This window comes from Saprospira grandis DSM 2844, assembly GCF_000275825.1.
Lineage (GTDB): Bacteria > Bacteroidota > Bacteroidia > Chitinophagales > Saprospiraceae > Saprospira > Saprospira grandis_A.
Map to the genome: position 1 here is coordinate 434,240 of NZ_JH719942.1, position 20,147 is coordinate 454,386.

A 20,147-nucleotide genomic window follows, 5' to 3' on the forward strand; every position below is an offset into this window, starting at 1 on the left:
TTTTATGCCTAATTCACAAGGTTTTTTTTAATTAGCTGGTTTTCAACTTGTTAGATTTATGCAACAAGGCCTAGAGTAATGCTTAGAAGTAGAGATGGATTTTAATAATCTTTTCCTACCAAAACTATACATTGAACTTTCTTTATATATACTTATAGTCGCATCATTAGATTCTTTCTGTGGATGATATACCATCAGCGCTACTTCCATTGTGTCATTTTCAATTTTGCTGCTAGATAACTCTGTAATCTTCCCATCGGTCCAAGTTGTATCGCCCTCAACAATAGGTTTGGCTGGACTATCCTTATTTTTAGTTTTTTGAGGGGTTTCCTCCCCACAGCTGCTGAAAAATAAAAGGCTACTCATGCTTAGTAGAAGCAAGCTCATTTTAGATGGATATTCCATAGTCTTTAAATTTAGTTTTAAGTTCATTTTTAAGTGATTCTAATTTATTCGAACTTTGGTTTAAGTCATTTAATAAGCGGTGGAGTTCCCCCCTCACTTCATCCAAATTCCCCTCTACTGTACGGTTTTTTAAATGCTGTTTTAGCTTGGCCACAATCTTAATGAGTCGAGGCTCTTTGGCCTTAGCTTCTGCTACAAAAGCGCTGTATTTCTGCTGTTTTTGCTCACTAATTTCTTGCAGTTTGTCTTGCAGGGATTTAGAGAGTTTTAGTAATCGAAGTGATAGTTGATAATGTCGCTCTTCAATTTTTTCTGGCGTTTTGGCCTTAAGTATGGGAATAACATTATTGGCGACCAAGGCAAAGGTTTTCTTGTAGGCTCGGATAATGCTAATCATCTTTTGATCATCATTTTCTTGGTCTACTTCGGCCTCTATTTGGTCAATTTCTTTTGCTTCTAGACCTACTTCTTGTAGCCCCAAATCTCCCTTAAAGATGTCTACCGCAAAGCCCAATTTCTTAAATAGCTTTTTGCCGTTTTTCTTCATCTTTGCAGGCTTGCCCTTGCCGTCATTTAAGGCAATACGCATAATGGGCGGCTCCCCCTCTACTTCCTGAAAATAACAGACCCCCTTGGCAAAGTCTTTTTCTGCCTTTCGATCAGTTTTTAGTCCCTTATAATATTTTATTAATGGGCCAGATAACTTGCCCAGCAAAATTAACGTCCCTAGCGAACCACAACTAAAAGTATAATCAGATAAAACGATAACGCCAGTTTGCCCAAAAGCAGCCGCCCGTTTCACCTCTCGCTCAATCAACTTGATGTACTGCACTTCGGTCAAGTCTTTTAGCTCTTCTAACTTAATTTTAGATTTAAAAGCCATACGCTAAAGTTTTTACGGTTACTAGATACGACTAAGCTAACGGCTTTTTTTCGCAAATGCAAGTTATATCTTAAAGTTTATTCATTTTTTTGGGGCTTGCCCGCCCGATGGGCGGGCCGGGCTGTTTCGCAGCTCGCTATTCGCTCGGCCCTGCGCAAAATTCGCTACGCTCATTTTGCTGGGTCTGCGGCTTCGCCGCCCCCTTTTCCATCCCTAAGCCTGCGGCGGCTTCGCCGCCTGTAGGATGGATATATAGCTCTAGGTTGAAACCTAGAGCAACAAAAGCGGCCATACTAAACGCAACAAAAATGAGCCGATGGTTGAAACCATCGGCCCATAACGAATTCTAACAAAAAGCAAAGAAGGACTTTAGCCCGCTCTTTGCATAGCCCCACAACCATGGGCTTCAGCCCATGGGGCCAAAACCAACTAGTTCTGAAGAGGCTTCTTTTCCCTCTCCCCAGAAAAAGTTGAGGGACTAATTAAAAGCCGCAGGACCGAAAAACCTAATACCTCCTTTTCATATAAAAAACTTCTTATCTGCCCCCTCTCCCGCAAAACCCAAGAAAAAGTTGAGGGACTAATCAAAAATCTTCTGTGCGCCCCTTTTTGCTGCCTTGGGACAAGCCCCTAGGCGATGAACAGCAGGCGGCTTCGCCGCCATGGCCGAAGGCCAAACGGCCTAGCGATGGTAGGCAGTGCGGCAAAGCCGCAGACCCAGCAAAAACTTGTTTTTTGCGCAGGGCCGAGCGAACAGCGAGCTGCCGGACGTAGCGCCCGCCGAAGGCGGGAGGCCCCAACTACCCATTAACACAACTAAGATTGCTAGTCTTAAAGGTAATAGGCCTACTAGTCTGGAGAAATACCTAGTTTAAGAAATGAGGTAAGACAACTTTTTCAAATTTTTCTTTATAAAACTTCTTCCTTCTCTGAAAAAGAGCGTCATCGCTAGTTGTAGCTCCATTAACCTGTATCAACTTAATTTGCAGAACAGAATCAAATGGATAAATGCCTAGTAAAAATTTTTCATCACAACTATCCTCTTCAATAAGATCAGTAAATTTACACTCCCAATAAGTTGAGTCCTTAATGCTAAAGAGTCCACAGCTTGAAGTTGCTCTCTCATATAATTCCTGACTGTTTAAAGGTGTAGTATACAGTATTGAGTAATAATACTCTCCGTAAATTCCTTTAGGTGCAGGCTTCATAATTTGATAACAACTACCTAAACTAAGTAATAGAAATAAGTATATTTTTTGCATATCAATTTAAGTGATTTACTATTGTTTATGGCCTTACTCCTGCCCTTACCCCCCAAATTAGGACAATAGTTTAAGGTAGAAAAAAGTCGTATAATAAAGCACTAAATTCCCGCGCCTAGAGGGAGCGAAGCGACTGGCCTAGCGATGGTAGGCAGTGCGGCAAAGCCGCAGACCCAGCAAAAACTTGTTTTTTGCGCAGGGCCGAGCGAACAGCGAGCTGCGGAACGTAGCGCCCGCCGAAGGCGGGAGGCCCCAGCTGCACATCAATGTAGATAGGGCTACTAGAGCAAAGACAGTTGATACTATCAATTTAGACGGATAATTACTTAGCGTGACCTAATATATTTCCACTTATTAACTAACAAGAGTGTGTCTAGGGACAATATTTCCCCCTCTAAAGATACTTCAGAGTAGTATCGTCTAGCTTTTACCATTTCAGGATAGGGGATAAAAAACATTCTCAGATCTAAACATTTTCCATCCAACTTACTTATATCTATTTTAATTGTATGATAATTTTTCTTTTTTATTTCCAAGGATAAAACTTTAGCCTGCTCTGACAATAAAATAACTCCTGATCTACTAATTTCTTTTCTGATAAATAATCGTTTCCCATCTATTTCAACGTCATACATAACTGTAGCACTACTATCTTTAGAGTACTCTGAAAGATCATTAAATCGAATCTGTGTTTTTTGACCGATCACATCAGCACATTCGGCCAAACTATATTCAGACCGATCACTAATTTTTTCAAAATTCAATACAAAACTCTTATCTGATTTATAATCAACAGCTCCTCTTCCGAAAATATGATAATCCAATTCAAAGTCATTTTTTACAAAAAGCTTAAACATCCCTAAAGAATCAATCACTATCTCACTTCTCGCAAAAGTAACGCTATCGAAATACGAATAAACGCCCTTTAATTCATTTTGAGCAAAAAAAGAATTTACAATTAAAAACTTACAAGCCAAAATTAACAAAATTCTCATAAAACTATTGTTTTTTTAAGATCCCAAATGGGCGAAGCCGTATATAGGTGAATTATATCAATGTTCACAATAACAAAAAGATCCCTTCCCTATTTCATAAAGAATGCTGTCAATATCATTTGAATTACTTTTGTAATAAGACCCATTCAACCAGTAATATTCATTATTAATATAAACAAATGTATCTGATTTCATATTATCGCTACTCCTAATCAAAAAAACCAATCTAGAATCTACACCAACACTCAAATGAGATTTAATACTATTTTTCAAGACCCTTTCCTGAAACTCACTTAACCTCGAACTATCCTTTATTATTGCTTTAGCATATGATTTATCACTCAAAATTTGATCTGGTTTTATGTCTGAATAGGTCATACATAGTGGTGGAGTAATATCCTCAATATCATATGTAATACAACCCTCCGCCAATAGAAAACACCAGCAATAAGGCTCTATTGAAACAACTTGTGCTTCACTCCCATCTGTACAACCCAAACACGCTATAAATAAACAATTAACAATCAGCACCACTACACCTTTCATATTTTATTTACTTTTTTTAAAAAAAAATCATTTAATCAATAGCCTCAGCTCGACCTTAGGGATTAGATAAGCCCCGTAGATTTAAGTTTTTGGTAAGCAAAAATATCATGGCTAAGTCTTCAAAAAAATGAGCAAAAGGTTAGCTAAACCCATAACTACAAAATAAGGCTTTCTACAGCAACTTAATCTCTCTAATATCCGCTTCGCTTAAATCTAAAAGCAAGATGGCGCACCAACATGAATCAGGGTCTGTTCCAAGATAAATACTTTCACTTATTCGGTAATACTTAATTGGCCCCCTACTTTCTCCAATCGTTATAAGCATAGCCGTTTCGTTCATAAAAGCAGTCATCATCTCCAACCTATGATGTTGAAGGTCATCGTCTATTTCTATCCCTAGAGAACAGCTATAAAACTCATCACTCAACTCTAAACGATTAAATTCATCATCCTCTAGTTTTTTTATTTTTTCATTATTTAATGAGACGAGATCCATTCTAGACAGAGTTTTACTGCAAGAGTCAAAAGCGGATTGAATGAATACTCCACTATTTTCACTAAAAAAATCAATAAATATTGAATCCCCCCTAAGATTTTCTCTTAAACGAATCATAAAAGGAAGATAATAATAATAGTAATCTATCAAATAATCCAAGGGCTTATCAATAGGTTTAAAATTTAGTTTTAACATGGTTAAAATTTAGTTTTTGGATAAATCAGCATAAAGTGATTAACTGCTAGAATATTTAAGCTTAGTCAATAGCGGCTATGCTTAGCGCCCTAGGCTGAAGCCCAGGCTTGCTGACTTTAGCGAACTGAAGGAGAAAGTCCTTCTTCGCTTTCATTGCTTCTAAGGGCTCAAAACTGCCCAACCGCCAAAGAAGAAAGCCAAAAGAAAAAAGACAGCTGAGCGGCCCAGCGCTGCGGAGGGGTGGCGCGAAGCGCCAGACCAAGGGCGAAACGAAGTGTAGCCCGAAGGGCCGAACAGCCCTGTGAGCCCCGCAGCATAGCGGCGGCCAAGCGAGGCTATAGCCGAGCTGGCCGCGGGCCCCAAAAATAAGCCCCCTAAAGAAAACAATCCAAATCATTTTGCTCCCGACCAATGACCTCTTTTTCTAACCATCGATCAGAACGACTCTTGAAAATAATGAGACTATCATAATCTTCATCCATTATCTCTTTGGCCTCGGCCAACAACATGGATAATTCTTTTTCTATTTGCTTTATGTCTTCCGCAGATAAAGCTTCTACATAAGTCGTTTTTCGAGCAGTGAGATACTCTATGCAGCCCTGTGCAAACCACATAAGATTGATATAAAAAAGGCGCTATTTTTTTCTTACTCATAAAAATTGCTGTTCACTAGTCTGAAACTGCTGCTCGTTTAAGCCATCTTCTACACTATATAGGCTCTCCCAATTCAATAAATAGAGATAACCGTATTCCGATTTTTCTGGATCAATAAAAGGCGCTAACTGCATTCTCAAAGCAGGAGTATCAAATAAAGAGAAAACAAATTTGGCCATAATAGCCTGCAATTGCTTGAGCAAAATTTGCTGCTGGATATACTGCTCTGCTGGATTTAATATCAAGGCCAGATAAACAGCAAATACTTCAGCCGCATCTACTCCTTCCGGACCAATGGCTGCTGGGCAAAAGCGCTCTAAAAACAATCGTTGGTCTGCACTAAAATTTGCTTGTCCCAAATCATTAAATGGCAGGACCAAAGGAACATAAACACTGATATTCTTCTGGCGAATCAACTGAAAATCTTCTTGCGCCTTCTGATAGTCCAATTGCTGCAAATGGAGCAAATAACTCGCTAGATTTTTATTTAGCAGCCCCTTATTCCACTCATTGAGGGCAAGCATGACCTTTTGATACAGAAAATCAAAATCTTTTTGCTCTAATATTCGACGATAATCCTCTTGGGTAAGATCCTTAGTCATTTTGTAGCGCAAATCATTAGCATAAAGTACCCTGGGCTCATTATGCTTAAACAAGTAGAGTTCGGCGCCTTCCTTTTTTAGATTACGGTTGATTCTTCCTGCCAATTGCTCATCACTATCTAGCAGCGACTGATTTTTGAAACCAATATCCATATCGATATCTACTCCCGCCTCTACAACTTGAGTACTGACCACTAAAATCCGTTGATTTCTATACTCTGGATTTTTTAAATAGTGAATAATCGCCTTTCTTCGGGGGCCCAAAACAGTGCCCGACAACAAAAATATTTGGTCGAAAAAAGTGGCAATTTCCGCATCTTCTTTCATTTTCAGGATAAACTCGGCAGCAGATTTCTTAAAAATGAACTCAATAATGCTGTGTACCGATCCTTTGGGTTTAGCCTTACCCAAATCTAACTGGCTATAAGCAACAGAAGCCCTGAAAACCTCTTGCGCCAAATCGTCTAAACTAATGTTTTCTCTTTCTAAGAGACCAAAATCAAAGCGAAGCCGCTGGGCAAAATTGGCATTTTGAAAAAACCTTGTTTTGGCCTCCTTAAGCAAATAGTTCACCTTTTCCTGAAGCAGCCCTTTTTCTAAAATTAGTGCTTCTAGCTTTGGCAAGGTCGCCGACATCAGGACAAAGCGCATATTAAAATACTGCGCATATTTACTAATGAAATAGAATAACTTGTCCCATTGATCAGGTGGATAAGACTGTATTTCGTCTAAAACAACCACCGAATTGGCCAAACGATGTAAAATGTAGTTATCCGATTTTTTTGGACTTACTAAAAAGTTGAAAAAACGGACATGTGAAAGTAAGACTAAGGGATAATGCAAAAACTGATAATCAATAAAATTCATCTGATCTGCCCCATAATTAGCCTGTCCTTCTGCTGTATCTCCAGCCTTTTTTGCCTTAAAATCGGCTTTGGCATGCAGGGCAATCCACTCTTCTTCTCTCAGGCCTAATAGCTGAACAAGCGTTTCTGAAGTCTGCTCAATGAGGCTAGTAAATGGAAAAACATAATAGACTTTATTGGTCCTTGGGAAGCCTTCTAGCAAGCGCATTGCCGTTAGGACCGACAAATTGGTCTTGCCTCCACCTGTAGGTGCTTCTATATAGTAAAGCCGCTCTTCTTCTTCTAGAGTTTTTAATTGGTCTAAAAGCTCTACCGCCATAGCCTGCCGCAATTGATTCAGCGCCAAAGGCGATTTTTCTTTCGGCAAAACCAATGAAACCTGATTTTCCGCCAACTCATAAGTCGCTTTATTATAAGCCGTTGATATTTTTAGGGTTTGGGCCAACTCATTTTTTCGGGCTTTAGAAAAAACGCCCAACTCAAAATCTTCGGCAGTTAGGGATTGCATATATTGAGCTGTACCCAAATAATCTGAAGCAGTAAGCACAGAAAACAATAAGCGACTCAAGGCATAAATAGGGAAATTGTCCTGAGGGTTTAAGTGATTTTTTTTTAGTTCGCCATAGAGCTCATTTAGGCTAAATAAAGGCCTTTGCTCTTTCTGCGTCCAAGCATAAGCTTCAAAATATAGGCTTAAGTCAGCCTCTTGCCAGATGTCCCATTGTTCTATCTTGTAATCCTCTAAAGCGCTAGCATGATGTTTTAATATGCTTTGTGAGAAGGCATAAATTAGGCTAATTAAAGCAAAAAAGTGATCATCCTCTTCTGATTCCTCATCTAGGGAGGTCAAGGCTTGGACCAAATAAAGAACAGCAGATTGTGGTGCATGAAAACTTTTAAAGCTATGCTTAGCCAATTTTTTGAATTGTGGATTTTTCATTTTCTCCACTTGAAAATTGGGGTTCACCTTTCCAAAATCATGGAAAACAACCGCATTCAACATCCATATTTTGGCCCGATTGCCTAATTGAAGCTGTTCTTCTTTAGAAAACGCCTCAAAAACAGCCAAAAGCAAGCGATCGACAACCCCATCTAGCTGATGGGCTTCAAATAAGCGGCAAGACTGCTGCAAAACGCAATCTATATGCTCCGCTAAGGTTTCTTTATCTTGATTATGGGCCAAGCGATGCGCCAAATAAACATCGGCTTGCGCCAAATAATCTGCTGGTCCCTTCACCTCCTGGGCCAAAGTTGCCCAACTTTTTAGTTTAGTAGAGTTGGACATACTGTTGTTCTTCCTTTAAAAAGTAAAGTTGTGGGGGCTGAAAATCGGGCTTTAGCAGATGGCTAGTATAGCTAAAATCTTCTAAAATATACTGTTGTAGTTCTTGGTCAAAATCAACCGGAAGGCGCTCAAAGTAAAGGCTTCCTCCACTACTAAAGTTGGCGCCAAATCGGCTTCTTCGGTTAGGCGCTAGGGCGCCTGCTTGGCCCAATAGGCGCTGACCTTCTTTTCTAAATAGGCTACGGATTCGATATTGTTTATCGGCTATTTTTTGCTCCCAATCATAGCTTTGGTAATTTTCCCAATAGGCCGCATGTTCATTTTTGCCAAAATAGGGTAAATAATAAGCTTGCTGTTGAGCCAGGCGCTGATCGAGTTTTTGGGCCAGCTCATCGCCTTCTTCGATAAGAAAATATAAGCGATAGGCTGGGGCAATGAGCGTAGACTCTACTAAAATAAGCGTACTGTTTTTTTGGCCAAAGCCCGTTTTATTGACGTACCTAATATTGGTTTTGGCAAAATGGCAGTTTTCGGCATCTAAAGGAGCAATAGCCATTTTGAGATGGCTTAGCTGCTGATAATAAGCGGGCAGTTCTCCTTCTTTTTGGTAACCCTCTAGGCCCAAAATGGCCCCGACTAAGCCCAAAGCCGCAGGCCGATGCAAAAAATTGTAGCTCAGACTAATATTATTATTGGTCTCTGGCTTTCTAAAAAAGCCAAATTGAGCTTTTAAATCTATAGATATAATTTTAGTCATCTTTTCTGTGTGAATAAGTTTAGGAGTGTGGTGACCATTTGGCCCAGCGCTGCGGAGGGGTGGCCGAAGGCCAGACCGAGGGCGAAACGAAGTGAAGCCCGAAGGGCCGAACAGACCTGTGAGCCCCGCAGCATAGCGGCGGCCGACCTAGGCGAAGCCTAGCCGGCCGCGGGCCCCAAAAAATAATCTTAAAGCGCTAAAAGCTGAGCATGCTCCATCAATCCCTTAATGCTTTCTTTGGGAATATTGGTATAGATCTCTAGCTTTTCGGTGGCAGCTAGTACATCTGGGCGCTGCAAAATTCTACTTAGTGCGCTAAGATCTAGTACTTTATCCTCTGTCATTTCGATCAGTTCTACAAAAGAGGGCAAAACCATCTGCTCGCCTTCCTTGAGCTCTAGCCAAATCATCAGCTCATTTTCACAGCCAATTTTAGAGGCCGAATCATAATAAGTTACCCCTCTTCTTAACGCTTCTTTGAGTTTGCGGACATCCTCCTGACTAAGGAGCTGCAAGTTGGGCAATTGCTCCTTAAAGCTTTCAATATTTTTGGGGTTGAGGGAAAAATGGTGCACATAATGGCCCTCTTGCAAGCGAGACTGTGTCCCTAAGGTCGTTTGCATGCTATCACTTTTGCTCGAGTTACGGAAAGGCGACATAATCTGCTCGCTATAAATCATTTGCTCGGGAAAGCGATTGAGGGCAGGCGTAATCTGACAGCTGCCATGAATAGAAAGGTTGGCATTTTTGCTGGCATAAGTACCACCAAATAGGCGCACATCAAGGCAAGTGAATAAATTTTCGAGCACCTTTTTCTTATCCTTAGCCGTTTTTGCATCAAAGTGATAAGCATAGGTTTCATCCAAGTTTCGAGGTTGGAAGTCCTTATTATGGCTACTAAAATAGAATACTCGCTCCCCTAAGGCCTGCTTAAAATAGTTGCGGATAGAATACTTGAGCACCTTATCTGTGGCGTAAACTGTTCCATTGGGCAAACGACGAGGTTGCTGACTAAAGTCGGCATTATAGCTAGCATTGAGGGCTTTGACCATAACGCAGCCAAAAACACGATTTTTAAAGTTAGACATATCTTTATGTATTTACATCTCTAAACAATAGAGATAATTTAATGGATGGTAGAATTGATTTTAATCGGCAGCACTAGAGAAAAGCCTATTTTTGGCAAAAAAGCCCGCTAGAAACAGCGGCTGTCCTGCCTTAATTTTGTGCTCATTGGGGTAAGTCAGCAACAAAGCGGCTAGGCGCTCAAACTTTTTGGTAAAATTTTGATGCTTGTATCGGGCGAAGCGCTCACTAACAACGGCTTGTAGACCCGACATTTTTTGCTGCTGCAAATAAGCTTCTAGGCGTTGGTATTTATGGCCAGCGGCTTGACTTTTTGATTCTAAGTAAGCCGCTAGTTGTCCCGCCGCAAAAAGCATAGCCTCTAGCGGGATCTCCTCTTTATAGTCCTCGCTATTCAGCATATTGTCTAGTTGTTCCTGATAGGCTTGCAGTTGATTAGCCATAGTAGTTGTTTTTACAGATTGATTTGGGTTAAATTTATCATAGAGTGAAAAAAGGATATTGAGTTTCTGCACCAATTTCCATTCTTCTACTCGATCTTTTAGGTCAAGCTGAATGGCCGATAAACAAAGCGATTTAAATTCTGCTTGCTGAAAGGCAATAGCTTTAGATTTATAGATAAAATCGTAAAGAGCTTGTTGGTATTTAGCGATCAGTGCCGCTCGGTCTGCCGCTATTTTATCAGGCGTCTCAAAGAAGAATGAGGTTCGGAAAAACCGTTGATCAAAGAGGATCGGCAAAAGTTTTTCTTGCAACTCAAAGCGATTGACTAACTGAATGGGCCGAGTATCTCGTTGCAGCAAATCACTGACGATCCAGCTTTTTCCATCCTCTTCCAAAAAGTAATTAAAGCGCTCTACATAATCGAGTTCATGTACAAAGAGTCCATCTTTGGTCCGGGCAAAAAAGAGGAGATAAAAGTTAGTTAGACTTTTGTCCTTATTTTTTTGCCTTTTGACTAATCCCTTGAGCAGCTCAGCATAACTCTCTATGCTTCCATCTTCGGCAAAAAGGGCTAGACTTTCTGCCTGCAATTCTTCTTCATAAATAAAGAGCGGCAAAGGATTAGGGACCAATTTTCGGTTTGTAAAGGCCTCTTTGCCCATCAACAATTTTTGAAATTGATCCAAAGCATGCGCCTCCTTCAAATGAATCCGATAAGGCAATTTAAAGTAGGCTGTTCGATGCAGCAAAAAAGGCTTTTTGCCATCATAACCATTATAGAAGTTATTGCTGCCATAGACATCCTTTTCATCTTTGGCGCTAGCCTTTTGTCTATTGTAACTATCGCTATTAAATAGCTTTTGGTCCAAATAAGCTCTATGCGCCTGCTCAAATTTTGATTGTTCTACATTGAGATAAAAACAGATATAATCGCTTTCAGCTAAAGGTTCTACAACTTGTAGCTTTAGCTTAAGATCTTTAACCTTATTCGCCAAAGCCGCTTTTTCCTCTTTCTTAGCCGTTTTTAGCGCCCCTTCTAGTTCGGCCAGATCGGCTGATAACAACTCGTACTTTTCTTGCCGCTGACGCAAAGCAGTTTCTAATAAAAAAACAAAAGGATAACCTCCACGTAAGTCTTCTGCTGGAGCAAAAAGCGCCTGAAAGGCCTTAGATTCGGCGGAAAACTCCTGCTGCTCGGCCTCTGTCAAAAAACTAGCGGCTTTTTCAAAGTAGCTCCCAAAGCGATCAAAAATTTGACTTTTTTCTTTTTGCTGATTGGCCAAATATTTCTTTCCCCCCAAATAGTTTTCTCGTTTGAAGGCCACTGCAAAGAGCTGGGCACTATGAATAGCTTTAGAAGGAGCATCTAAGCCTTTATTCGCATCCACCATCCAAGCATTTTCTTGCCGTTCGGCCAATTTCTCCCAGCCCTCGGCTGCAGAGGAGGCCTTAGCATGAATATATTGCCATTGGTGCTCCTTTAGATCTAAGGAGATTTGCTGTTCGGCATCAATATTAACCAAAAAGTGAATACCTGCTTTCAAGCGCTGCCCTCTAGCCAAAATAGCCGCTGGCAGCTTATCCATAAACTCAATTATTTCTTGTACCATCTCCCCTATTTTAAAGCGCCAAATCCAATTCCCGTGCTATTCCCCAAGCCTGTCAACCAAGCCAAACGCAGGGCTTCTGCCGAGCCTTTAATCTCTACTGGACACAAACTGCCCTTATTCGCTATGCCCTTATACTTCAGTAAGCGCACTTTAGCCTGTTCATGATCTCGTAAAAAACGCAGCTTTACCTCCTGATTCGCCAAGCCCAAAGCAGCCAACTTAGCCCGAAACTTTTCCGTCAAAAGCGCATCGGCATCTTCCTGCTCATAGGTTAAAAAATCATAGCCCTTGGCCTGAGAACGAGGCCGTTTCAATAAAAGGGGACTGGCCATCCAAAACTTATGTGTCCCATCTTCAAAGTCTGGACAAGGCTGCATGCTCATTTCCCGCACCCGCATTCCACTAATAAACTCCTGATCCTCTTGCACCCCCGCAATAAAGCGTTCGGCCTGTTCCTCCTCATAAAAAGAGATAAACCAGTCGGCCCCTTTTCCAAAGTCTAAGCTTTTTTTGTCTCGACTCAATCGCCCAGCTTGCAAACTAGAAAAAGAAAAAAGAGCCTGCCCTCCATGCCAATCATTATTAGGGCCCAACCATTTATGAACAGCCCCAACAACAGCAGGCAAATGCCCAAAAGGAACGGCTTCTTTGGCGGCACTACAGCTCAAGTAGATTCTCATAGGTCCTTGTTTTATTCGTTTAAAGAATTGCCCAAACTTACCCCCTAACTATCCACCCTATGCAGACAATTGATAGCTAAGGGCAAAAAAAATCAGTTTTTCTTTCAAAAAACCGAAGCCTACAAACCAAATATAGTATGGCAAAAGAGGCTTTGTGTTTTATTTTTCTGTCTTTTAGGTTAGGCGAAATAATAATGACCCAATAATTGAATTGCAACTTATTATTATTCTTTTTTTTATTTTTTTCTTGGGGCCCGCGGCCGGCTCGGCTTCGCCTCGGTCGGCCGCCGCTATGCTGCGGGGCTCACAGGTCTGTTCGGCCCTTCAGGCTACACTTCGTTTCGCCTTCGGTCTGGCCTTCGGCCACCCCTCCGCAGCGCTGGGCCAATCCCAGCCTTGCCCTCAGCCAACAAAAAGCCCCAAAGCAGTATGACTCTGGGGCTTTCTCTTGCTATAAAACTGTAGTTGAAGATGATATTAAAGGGTAACCGACATGAGCCAACAGATTTCCACTTGGTAGTTTCAATTCCGTAAAGGTGCAATTAAAGGTGTAAGGACGTGTGGCGTTATACAAAAGCTTTGCTTGTTTCAATTCCGTAAAGGTGCAATTAAAGGGCTTTGGCCTTTATACTACCCAGGCTTGCCTAGACAAGTTTCAATTCCGTAAAGGTGCAATTAAAGGAGCTTGAACTTATGTCACAAAATGAGCTAGAAAAACGTTTCAATTCCGTAAAGGTGCAATTAAAGGTGGCCCAAACTATTGCCAGACTAATTGCCGATAATTAGTTTCAATTCCGTAAAGGTGCAATTAAAGGCCTTGGTTGGTATTCCCTCCGCTTTATGCTTATTGGGTTTCAATTCCGTAAAGGTGCAATTAAAGGAGCTAGATACTAAGCTAGTGGCCTACTACAACCGTGGTTTCAATTCCGTAAAGGTGCAATTAAAGGCAGCAAGGTTTACGGCCTTGCTTCGCTGGTTACCTCCTAGTTTCAATTCCGTAAAGGTGCAATTAAAGGAACAGCCATCAAGATAAAGCTAGAACGAGATGGCTGGTTTCAATTCCGTAAAGGTGCAATTAAAGGAAAGGCCATTGGGGCCATCCTACAAAAAGGAGACTGGTTTCAATTCCGTAAAGGTGCAATTAAAGGAGGGGTTATCCCGCACGTAGATAGACCCGCTTTTGCGTTTCAATTCCGTAAAGGTGCAATTAAAGGTATTATAGCGGTTGAATTTGTGAGGTTAATGCTGTGTTTCAATTCCGTAAAGGTGCAATTAAAGGAGCAAAAAGGCTTTCGTTTATAGAAGATATAGACATGTTTCAATTCCGTAAAGGTGCAATTAAAGGGCTTTGCCTTGCTTAATAGCACGTTTTCGCTCCTTTGTTTCAATTCCGTAAAGGTGCAATTAAAGGGGCCGCCAAACTATCCAGTTTGATGATGATACCCTGTTTCAATTCCGTAAAGGTGCAATTAAAGGGGGCCATCAATGCCCCAACTTTACCCCATCCAAAAAGTTTCAATTCCATAAAGGTGCAATTAAAGGAAAGAAATTGTAAGTGGACATTTCGACCTAGAAAAGTTTCAATTCCGTAAAGGTGCAATTAAAGGGGGCCCGCTCAAGTCTTTGGCAGGTGCTTTGGCTAAGTTTCAATTCCGTAAAGGTGCAATTAAAGGACAAAGGCAATGAAGCAAATAGAACGATGTCTCAATGTTTCAATTCCGTAAAGGTGCAATTAAAGGGATCAGAAGCAAATCGGCCGCCCCATCGCTATCTAGTTTCAATTCCGTAAAGGTGCAATTAAAGGTTAGAGCAAGTCAAGGGGCTTAGGCCTCAAGTGGAGTTTCAATTCCGTAAAGGTGCAATTAAAGGGAGTTACTTGCAAAAGGCTAAGGCAGATGCCAAAACAGTTTCAATTCCGTAAAGGTGCAATTAAAGGCTTGGCCTTCAGCTCTTCCTCTAGCTGCTCAACCCGCGTTTCAATTCCGTAAAGGTGCAATTAAAGGAAAAATCAAAGCGCCGCTTTGGCGTATTCGCCAAAATGTTTCAATTCCGTAAAGGTGCAATTAAAGGAAATCGACCTAGAGAGCGACAAAGCGGAGCAAGCGGTGTTTCAATTCCGTAAAGGTGCAATTAAAGGGTTGAATCGCCTAGTAGCTGGTTCTACATTCTACTTGTTTCAATTCCGTAAAGGTGCAATTAAAGGGTTCACTAAAACCCAAGCAAAATGCAAGTAGTTAAATTGTTTCAATTCCGTAAAGGTGCAATTAAAGGTAGTGCGGTTCATTACTACACCTTTCTCGAACTGCTGTTTCAATTCCGTAAAGGTGCAATTAAAGGAATTTTAGGATTGTCAAGATTGACGATGAGTATTTCTTGTTTCAATTCCGTAAAGGTGCAATTAAAGGAAAATAACTGTATATGAGTATGCTAACTAGACTGTAGTTTCAATTCCGTAAAGGTGCAATTAAAGGTCAAATGGTTTTAGACCGTTTACCTTTTCTAGTGGAGTTTCAATTCCGTAAAGGTGCAATTAAAGGCGAAGGGACCTGCAAAAATTGCGGCTCAACATTTAGTTTCAATTCCGTAAAGGTGCAATTAAAGGCTCTGCGACCAACTCCACCCGCTTCGAGGTGTATTGTTTCAATTCCGTAAAGGTGCAATTAAAGGCCGTTCAAATATAGCCTTTTTATTCCCTAAAAATGGGCCTTTCCAGCTCTTTTTCAGCCAGCAAAATCTGTCGACCTCCAATAACCGGAAAACCCTTGGGGATCGACAGATTCATAAACCATTATAAAACAAACAGTTAGAAATTTATTGTAATATATCCCCACTCTCCGCCCTCTTTTTAGGCGAGGTCGACAGATTTAGCCTGCTGGCCCAGCGCTGCGCAGGGGTGGCGCAAAGCGCCAGACCAAGGGCGAAACGAAGTGTAGCCCGAAGGGCCGAACAGACCTGTGAGCCCCGAAGCATAGCGGCGGCCAAGCGAGGCGATAGCCGAGACGGCCGCGGGCCCCAAAATAATAAGATCAAGAAGAACAGCAAAAGCCGCCTCCTAAACAGAGACGGCTTTTCTAATTGGGTGGCTGGAAATGACTAATCGCTACTTCTCGATGCCTAAAGCTTTAAGGCCGTTTACCGTGGCAATCTTGGCCAACTCCTCTACATTGTAAAAGTGACAAGCCTCTAACATGACCCGCATTTCGGTCCAAAGGTCGCCATCAGAAAAAGGTTTGTAGATATCGCAAATATTGTCTGTGCCAAAAGCAACATTGAGTCCCGCCGGAACCATCTCGTCTACAGGCGTGATGGAGTTGTGACTGGGGGCCAAACGCTCACTGCGGTTGTGGTCAATCCAAGCCGTGGGACAAGAAATGATGTGTACCTCCGCCTTCTTGAGCAACTTATATACCTGCTCCCGATACTGACGAGGATGGGCCGCCAAGGAAATACAATGAATGGCCGATACCTTGCCCTGCATGCCATGCTCTATGGTTTTATGCGCGAGCTGCTCGGTCTCCTTTTCTTCATCGCTATTGAACTGGTCTACATGTACATGCACCAATTTGCCCTTTTCCTTGGCCGTAGACAACAAAATATCTAAATGCTCATCTTCTCGACCAAAATCTTTGGCTGGCAAACCGCCAATGATGTCCACAAAGTCTACCGACATGTCAAACCATTTGCGGGCCTTGGGATCAATTACGCCCTTGAGCACCTGATTGGCAAAACGAATCTCTAAGTCGTTTTTGTAGTTCTCTCTAATCTTCATGGCCGCCTTGATGGCCTTGTCCTCAATCTTATCATCGACATCTATGAAGGTGCCAATGGCCTGCGCGCCCTGCTCAATAAAAAGCTCTACGGCCTGCGACATTCTGCGGTAAATATCATCTACCGTGGCGGCCTGCTTCATCTCATCGACCAAATGCCATTTTTCCTTGAGATAAGAATAACTGTACTGGAAATTATCGGGCGTAAGGGTATAGGCCCGATCGAGATGCGCATGCGTGTTTACCCATCCGCCTAATGTTTTGATTTTTTCCTGAACCAGTTGCTTAGGATTCATAACTGTTGCTGTTATTTGAAGAAATTTGACAAAAAAAAAGGAGCTGACGTTTCCGCCAACTCCATATAAAGTTAATCGCTAAGTAGGGCAGCCAATGCCGCCTCAATTTTATCGAATGAAAAGCCCTTGAGCGTAGACTGCATCAAGGTCTCAATCTTATCATTACACAAATTACCAATGCTGCCCTCATGCTGATGCTGAATATCTCGACTCGGCTCAAATTGCCCCGCCTCAATATCTTCCCCAATCTTTTTATAGGCATCGCGGAAGGTCATCCCCTCCAAAACCATCTGATTGACCACTTCTACTGAAAAGAGATAGCGGTACTTCTCTTGGTCCAATATGTTTTGCTTGACCTTTATCTGCTGTAAACTGTAATCCGTGATCGCTAGGCAATCTTTGATCTCTGCAAATACCGGCAAAAAGCTCTCTTTGATGATCTGTAGATCTCGATGATAGCCCGAAGCCAAATTAGCCGTGATCAACATGATCTCATTGGGCAAGGCCATGATCTTATTGCACTTGGCCCGAATCAACTCAAAGACATCGGGATTCTTTTTGTGTGGCATAATGCTCGAGCCCGTGGTCAAACTAGTCGGAAAGCTAATGAAGCCAAAGTTCTGACTAATATATAGACAAACATCCTGCGCCATCTTGGCCAAGGTCCCCGCAATGGAAGCCAAGGCTTCAGCTACCAAACGCTCGGTTTTGCCCCGCCCCATCTGGGCATAGACCACATTGTAGTTCAAACTATCAAAACCTAGCAAGTCAGTAGTCATCTGACGGTTCAAAGGAAAAGAAGAACCATAACCCGCAGCCGAGCCCAATGGGTTTTTATTCGCTACCTTAAAAGCCGCCTGCAACACTAAAAGATCATCCACCAAACTCTCGGCATAGGCCGCAAACCAAAGCCCAAAAGAAGAAGGCATGGCTACCTGATAATGCGTGTAGCCCGGCAATAAGACCTCTTTGTATTTTTCACTCTGCTGCAAAAGGGTATGAAAGAGCGGCAATACAAGCTCTACAACTTCTTGTATCTCTTCTCGGATAAAGAGCTTGAGGTCCAACAACACTTGGTCATTTCTCGAACGGCCCGAATGGATCTTCTTGCCCAAATCGCCCAATCTTCGACTCAATAAAAGCTCTACCTGAGAATGTACATCCTCTATCCCCTCTTCTATCTCAAAGTTTCCCGCCTCAATCTCTGCATGTATTTTACGGAGTTCCGCCTGCAAAATAGGCAGCTCTTGGCTGCCTAGAAGATCGATGCTTTCTAGCATCTGAATATGTGCTAATGTTCCACGAACATCATGTTTGGCCAAAAGGAGGTCCAGTTCTCGGTCCTTGCCAATCGTAAAACGCTCAATTTCCTTAGACACCGCCACGCCATCTTTCTGCCAAAGCTTCATAAGAGGGATATTATCTGTTGTTTCGAATAGCAACCTGTTTCTTGGCTACTTTGTCCTAAATTGGCACAAAGCTAAGCCCTTAAAGAGAAGGACTAAAATCTTAAGGCCTAATTTAATGTTAAGCCTTTGTTAGTTGGGCGTTAATGGCTAGAAAAAGGAGCCAGGGAACCAATCCGAGATGTCCGTAAGCTTCCGTGGCTAAATTCCAAGCAACTAGCACAGATAAAATCTTAACAAAGCCTTAGGAAGTTGATTAAACTTGACCCATTTAACAATAATCTCTTTCTTTGCGTTAATCATACATATAATATAAAGCGGTATAAACATGAGCATCAAGAGAAGAATCCTTTCGGAAGCCGAAAAAGAGGCCTTAGCCCAGTTTGTGGCCCCCGAAAATGCAGCAAGCGCCCAAGAAGTCTTGGCCCAATATGGTCAGGACCATACCGAAGACCTTTGTTTTCTGGCCGAAATCCTATTGAAACCCGCCCGACTTGAAGAACTGCAGGCTATTGTTCGTTATTGTTGGGAAAATGAGATCCCCATTACGCCCAGAGGAGCGGGCACTGGCCTAGCGGGTGGCGCCCTACCTGTAGCTGGGGGCGTTTTGCTAAGCATGGAAAACTTCAAGCAGATTGTAGAGATTGATGAGGAGAATTTGCAAGTTACAGTAGAGGCGGGCGTCATTACCGAAGAGCTACAAAACACTCTAGCGGAAAAAGGCCTCTATTATCCGCCCGATCCAGCCAGCAGAGGCTGGTCCTTTATTGGGGGAAACATTGCGACCAATGCGGGCGGTCCCCGCGCCCTAAAATATGGGGTGGTTAAGGACTATGTGCTCAATCTACAGGTCGTTTTGGCCGATGGTTCAGTTATTTGGACCGGCGCCAACACCCTCAAAAACTCGACAGGCTTTAATTTGACCCAATTGATCGTGGGCAGTGAAGGCTGTTTGGGCATTGTGGTTCGGGCGGTGCTTCGCCTAATTCCCTTGCCCAGCAAACGCTTGTTGATGTTGGCCCCATTTCGCTCGGCAGAAGGGGCTTGCGCAGCCGTCTCCGCTATTTTTCGGGCGGGAATTACCCCCTCGGCCCTAGAATTTATGGAGCGGGCGGCTATAGATCGAGCGGTGGAATATATGGGCGGCAGCCCCTTGCCCGTTCCAGAAGAAACAGCGGCCCAACTCATTATTGAGGTAGATGGGCATTATCTAGACCCCCTTTATGCCGATTGCGAGAAAATTCAGGAGGTCTTGGACCAATTTGATTGCATCGAGCTCCTTTTTGCCGACAATGAGGAGCAGCAGCGGCAAATCTGGCAAAGTCGGCGCAATGTCGGGCAAGCCGTAAAAAGTCACTCTATATATAAGGAGGAAGATACGGTGGTCCCCAGGGCCAAATTGCCCCAACTTTTGGCGGGCGTAAAAGAGATTGGCGCAAAATATGGCTTTAGCTCCATCTGCTACGGCCATGCCGGCGATGGCAATTTACACGTTAATATTATTAAGGGCCAATTGAGTGAAGACGCTTGGCAAAATGAACTGCCCAAGGGCATCCGCGAAATCTTTGAACTGACCACTAGTTTGGGTGGCACCATTTCTGGAGAACACGGCATCGGTTGGGTACAGCGCCCTTATATGGACATTGCTTTTGCGCCCAGCGCTCTACAACTACTCAAAAACATTAAGGCGAGTTTCGACCCCAAAGGCATCCTCAACCCCTATAAAGTACTATAGATCAGCCTATTTTAACTAACCCTAGGTTTAAACGCTCAACATCATCTTCTCCATAAAGGAGCAAAGTTTGCTGATGTTTTGGGGCCTCCGCTGCGGCTTCGCCTTGCGGCGCTACGTTTCAGGGCTCGCAGGTCTGCTCGGCCCTGCAGCCGCCTGCGGCGGCTTGGGTCTGCGGCT

At 42.6% G+C, this 20,147-nt stretch carries 15 protein-coding genes and 1 CRISPR repeat array; of the genes, 1 reads left to right on the top strand and 14 read right to left on the bottom strand.

Features of this window, described 5'->3' with window-relative positions:
* Positions 1–42: 42 nt before the first annotated feature.
* The 14 genes from SAPGRDRAFT_RS02230 to argH form a co-directional block, all read right to left on the bottom strand.
* A complete protein-coding gene (locus SAPGRDRAFT_RS02230; protein ID WP_002656841.1) occupies positions 43–405 on the bottom strand; it encodes a hypothetical protein in 363 nt (120 codons plus the stop codon).
* A complete protein-coding gene (locus SAPGRDRAFT_RS02235) occupies positions 389–1,288 on the bottom strand; it encodes a hypothetical protein (protein WP_002656844.1) in 900 nt (299 codons plus the stop codon). Before SAPGRDRAFT_RS02235 ends, SAPGRDRAFT_RS02230 begins: the two co-directional genes overlap by 17 nt.
* Before the next feature lie 866 nt (positions 1,289–2,154).
* Positions 2,155–2,550, bottom strand: a complete 396-nt coding sequence (locus SAPGRDRAFT_RS02245) for a hypothetical protein (protein ID WP_002656846.1) — start codon at positions 2,548–2,550, stop codon at positions 2,155–2,157.
* A gap of 326 nt (positions 2,551–2,876) precedes the next feature.
* Positions 2,877–3,545 carry a hypothetical protein gene (locus tag SAPGRDRAFT_RS02250; protein WP_002656848.1) on the bottom strand — a complete coding sequence of 223 codons (669 nt, stop codon included), beginning with the start codon at positions 3,543–3,545 and terminating at the stop codon, positions 2,877–2,879.
* A 57-nt stretch (positions 3,546–3,602) separates the two neighbouring features.
* Complete coding sequence (locus SAPGRDRAFT_RS02255) at positions 3,603–4,091, bottom strand: hypothetical protein (RefSeq protein WP_002656849.1); 489 nt, start codon at positions 4,089–4,091, stop codon at positions 3,603–3,605.
* A gap of 172 nt (positions 4,092–4,263) precedes the next feature.
* A complete protein-coding gene (locus tag SAPGRDRAFT_RS02260) occupies positions 4,264–4,782 on the bottom strand; it encodes a hypothetical protein (RefSeq protein ID WP_002656851.1) in 519 nt (172 codons plus the stop codon).
* Positions 4,783–5,156: 374 nt separating this feature from the next.
* The gene (locus SAPGRDRAFT_RS02270; RefSeq protein WP_002656853.1) at positions 5,157–5,396 is read right to left on the bottom strand and encodes a CRISPR-associated endonuclease Cas2; all 240 of its coding nucleotides are present in this window, start codon (positions 5,394–5,396) and stop codon (positions 5,157–5,159) included.
* Between the two features lie 36 nt (positions 5,397–5,432).
* On the bottom strand, positions 5,433–8,189 hold the full coding sequence (locus tag SAPGRDRAFT_RS02275) for a CRISPR-associated helicase/endonuclease Cas3 (protein WP_037349741.1): 2,757 nt from the start codon (positions 8,187–8,189) through the stop codon (positions 5,433–5,435).
* Complete coding sequence (cas5b, locus tag SAPGRDRAFT_RS02280) at positions 8,173–8,946, bottom strand: type I-B CRISPR-associated protein Cas5b (protein WP_002656857.1); 774 nt, start codon at positions 8,944–8,946, stop codon at positions 8,173–8,175. Before cas5b ends, SAPGRDRAFT_RS02275 begins: the two co-directional genes overlap by 17 nt.
* A gap of 188 nt (positions 8,947–9,134) precedes the next feature.
* Positions 9,135–10,034, bottom strand: coding sequence for a type I CRISPR-associated protein Cas7 (locus tag SAPGRDRAFT_RS02285; RefSeq protein ID WP_002656859.1), 900 nt, complete (start codon positions 10,032–10,034; stop codon positions 9,135–9,137).
* Between the two features lie 60 nt (positions 10,035–10,094).
* On the bottom strand, positions 10,095–12,086 hold the full coding sequence (locus tag SAPGRDRAFT_RS02290) for a hypothetical protein (RefSeq protein WP_002656861.1): 1,992 nt from the start codon (positions 12,084–12,086) through the stop codon (positions 10,095–10,097).
* 5 nt (positions 12,087–12,091) lie between these two features.
* Positions 12,092–12,766, bottom strand: a complete 675-nt coding sequence (gene cas6, locus SAPGRDRAFT_RS02295; RefSeq protein ID WP_002656863.1) for a CRISPR-associated endoribonuclease Cas6 — start codon at positions 12,764–12,766, stop codon at positions 12,092–12,094.
* A 519-nt stretch (positions 12,767–13,285) separates the two neighbouring features.
* Positions 13,286–15,433: a CRISPR direct-repeat array (repeat unit 30 nt; unit sequence GTTTCAATTCCGTAAAGGTGCAATTAAAGG).
* A gap of 433 nt (positions 15,434–15,866) precedes the next feature.
* The gene (locus tag SAPGRDRAFT_RS02305) at positions 15,867–16,829 is read right to left on the bottom strand and encodes an amidohydrolase family protein (protein WP_002656866.1); all 963 of its coding nucleotides are present in this window, start codon (positions 16,827–16,829) and stop codon (positions 15,867–15,869) included.
* A 71-nt stretch (positions 16,830–16,900) separates the two neighbouring features.
* A complete protein-coding gene (gene argH / locus SAPGRDRAFT_RS02310) occupies positions 16,901–18,238 on the bottom strand; it encodes an argininosuccinate lyase (protein ID WP_002656868.1) in 1,338 nt (445 codons plus the stop codon).
* Positions 18,239–18,563: 325 nt separating this feature from the next.
* Here argH and SAPGRDRAFT_RS02315 point away from each other — a divergent pair, with 325 nt between their 5' ends.
* Complete coding sequence (locus SAPGRDRAFT_RS02315; protein WP_002656870.1) at positions 18,564–19,970, top strand: FAD-binding oxidoreductase; 1,407 nt, start codon at positions 18,564–18,566, stop codon at positions 19,968–19,970.
* Positions 19,971–20,147 lie beyond the last annotated feature (177 nt).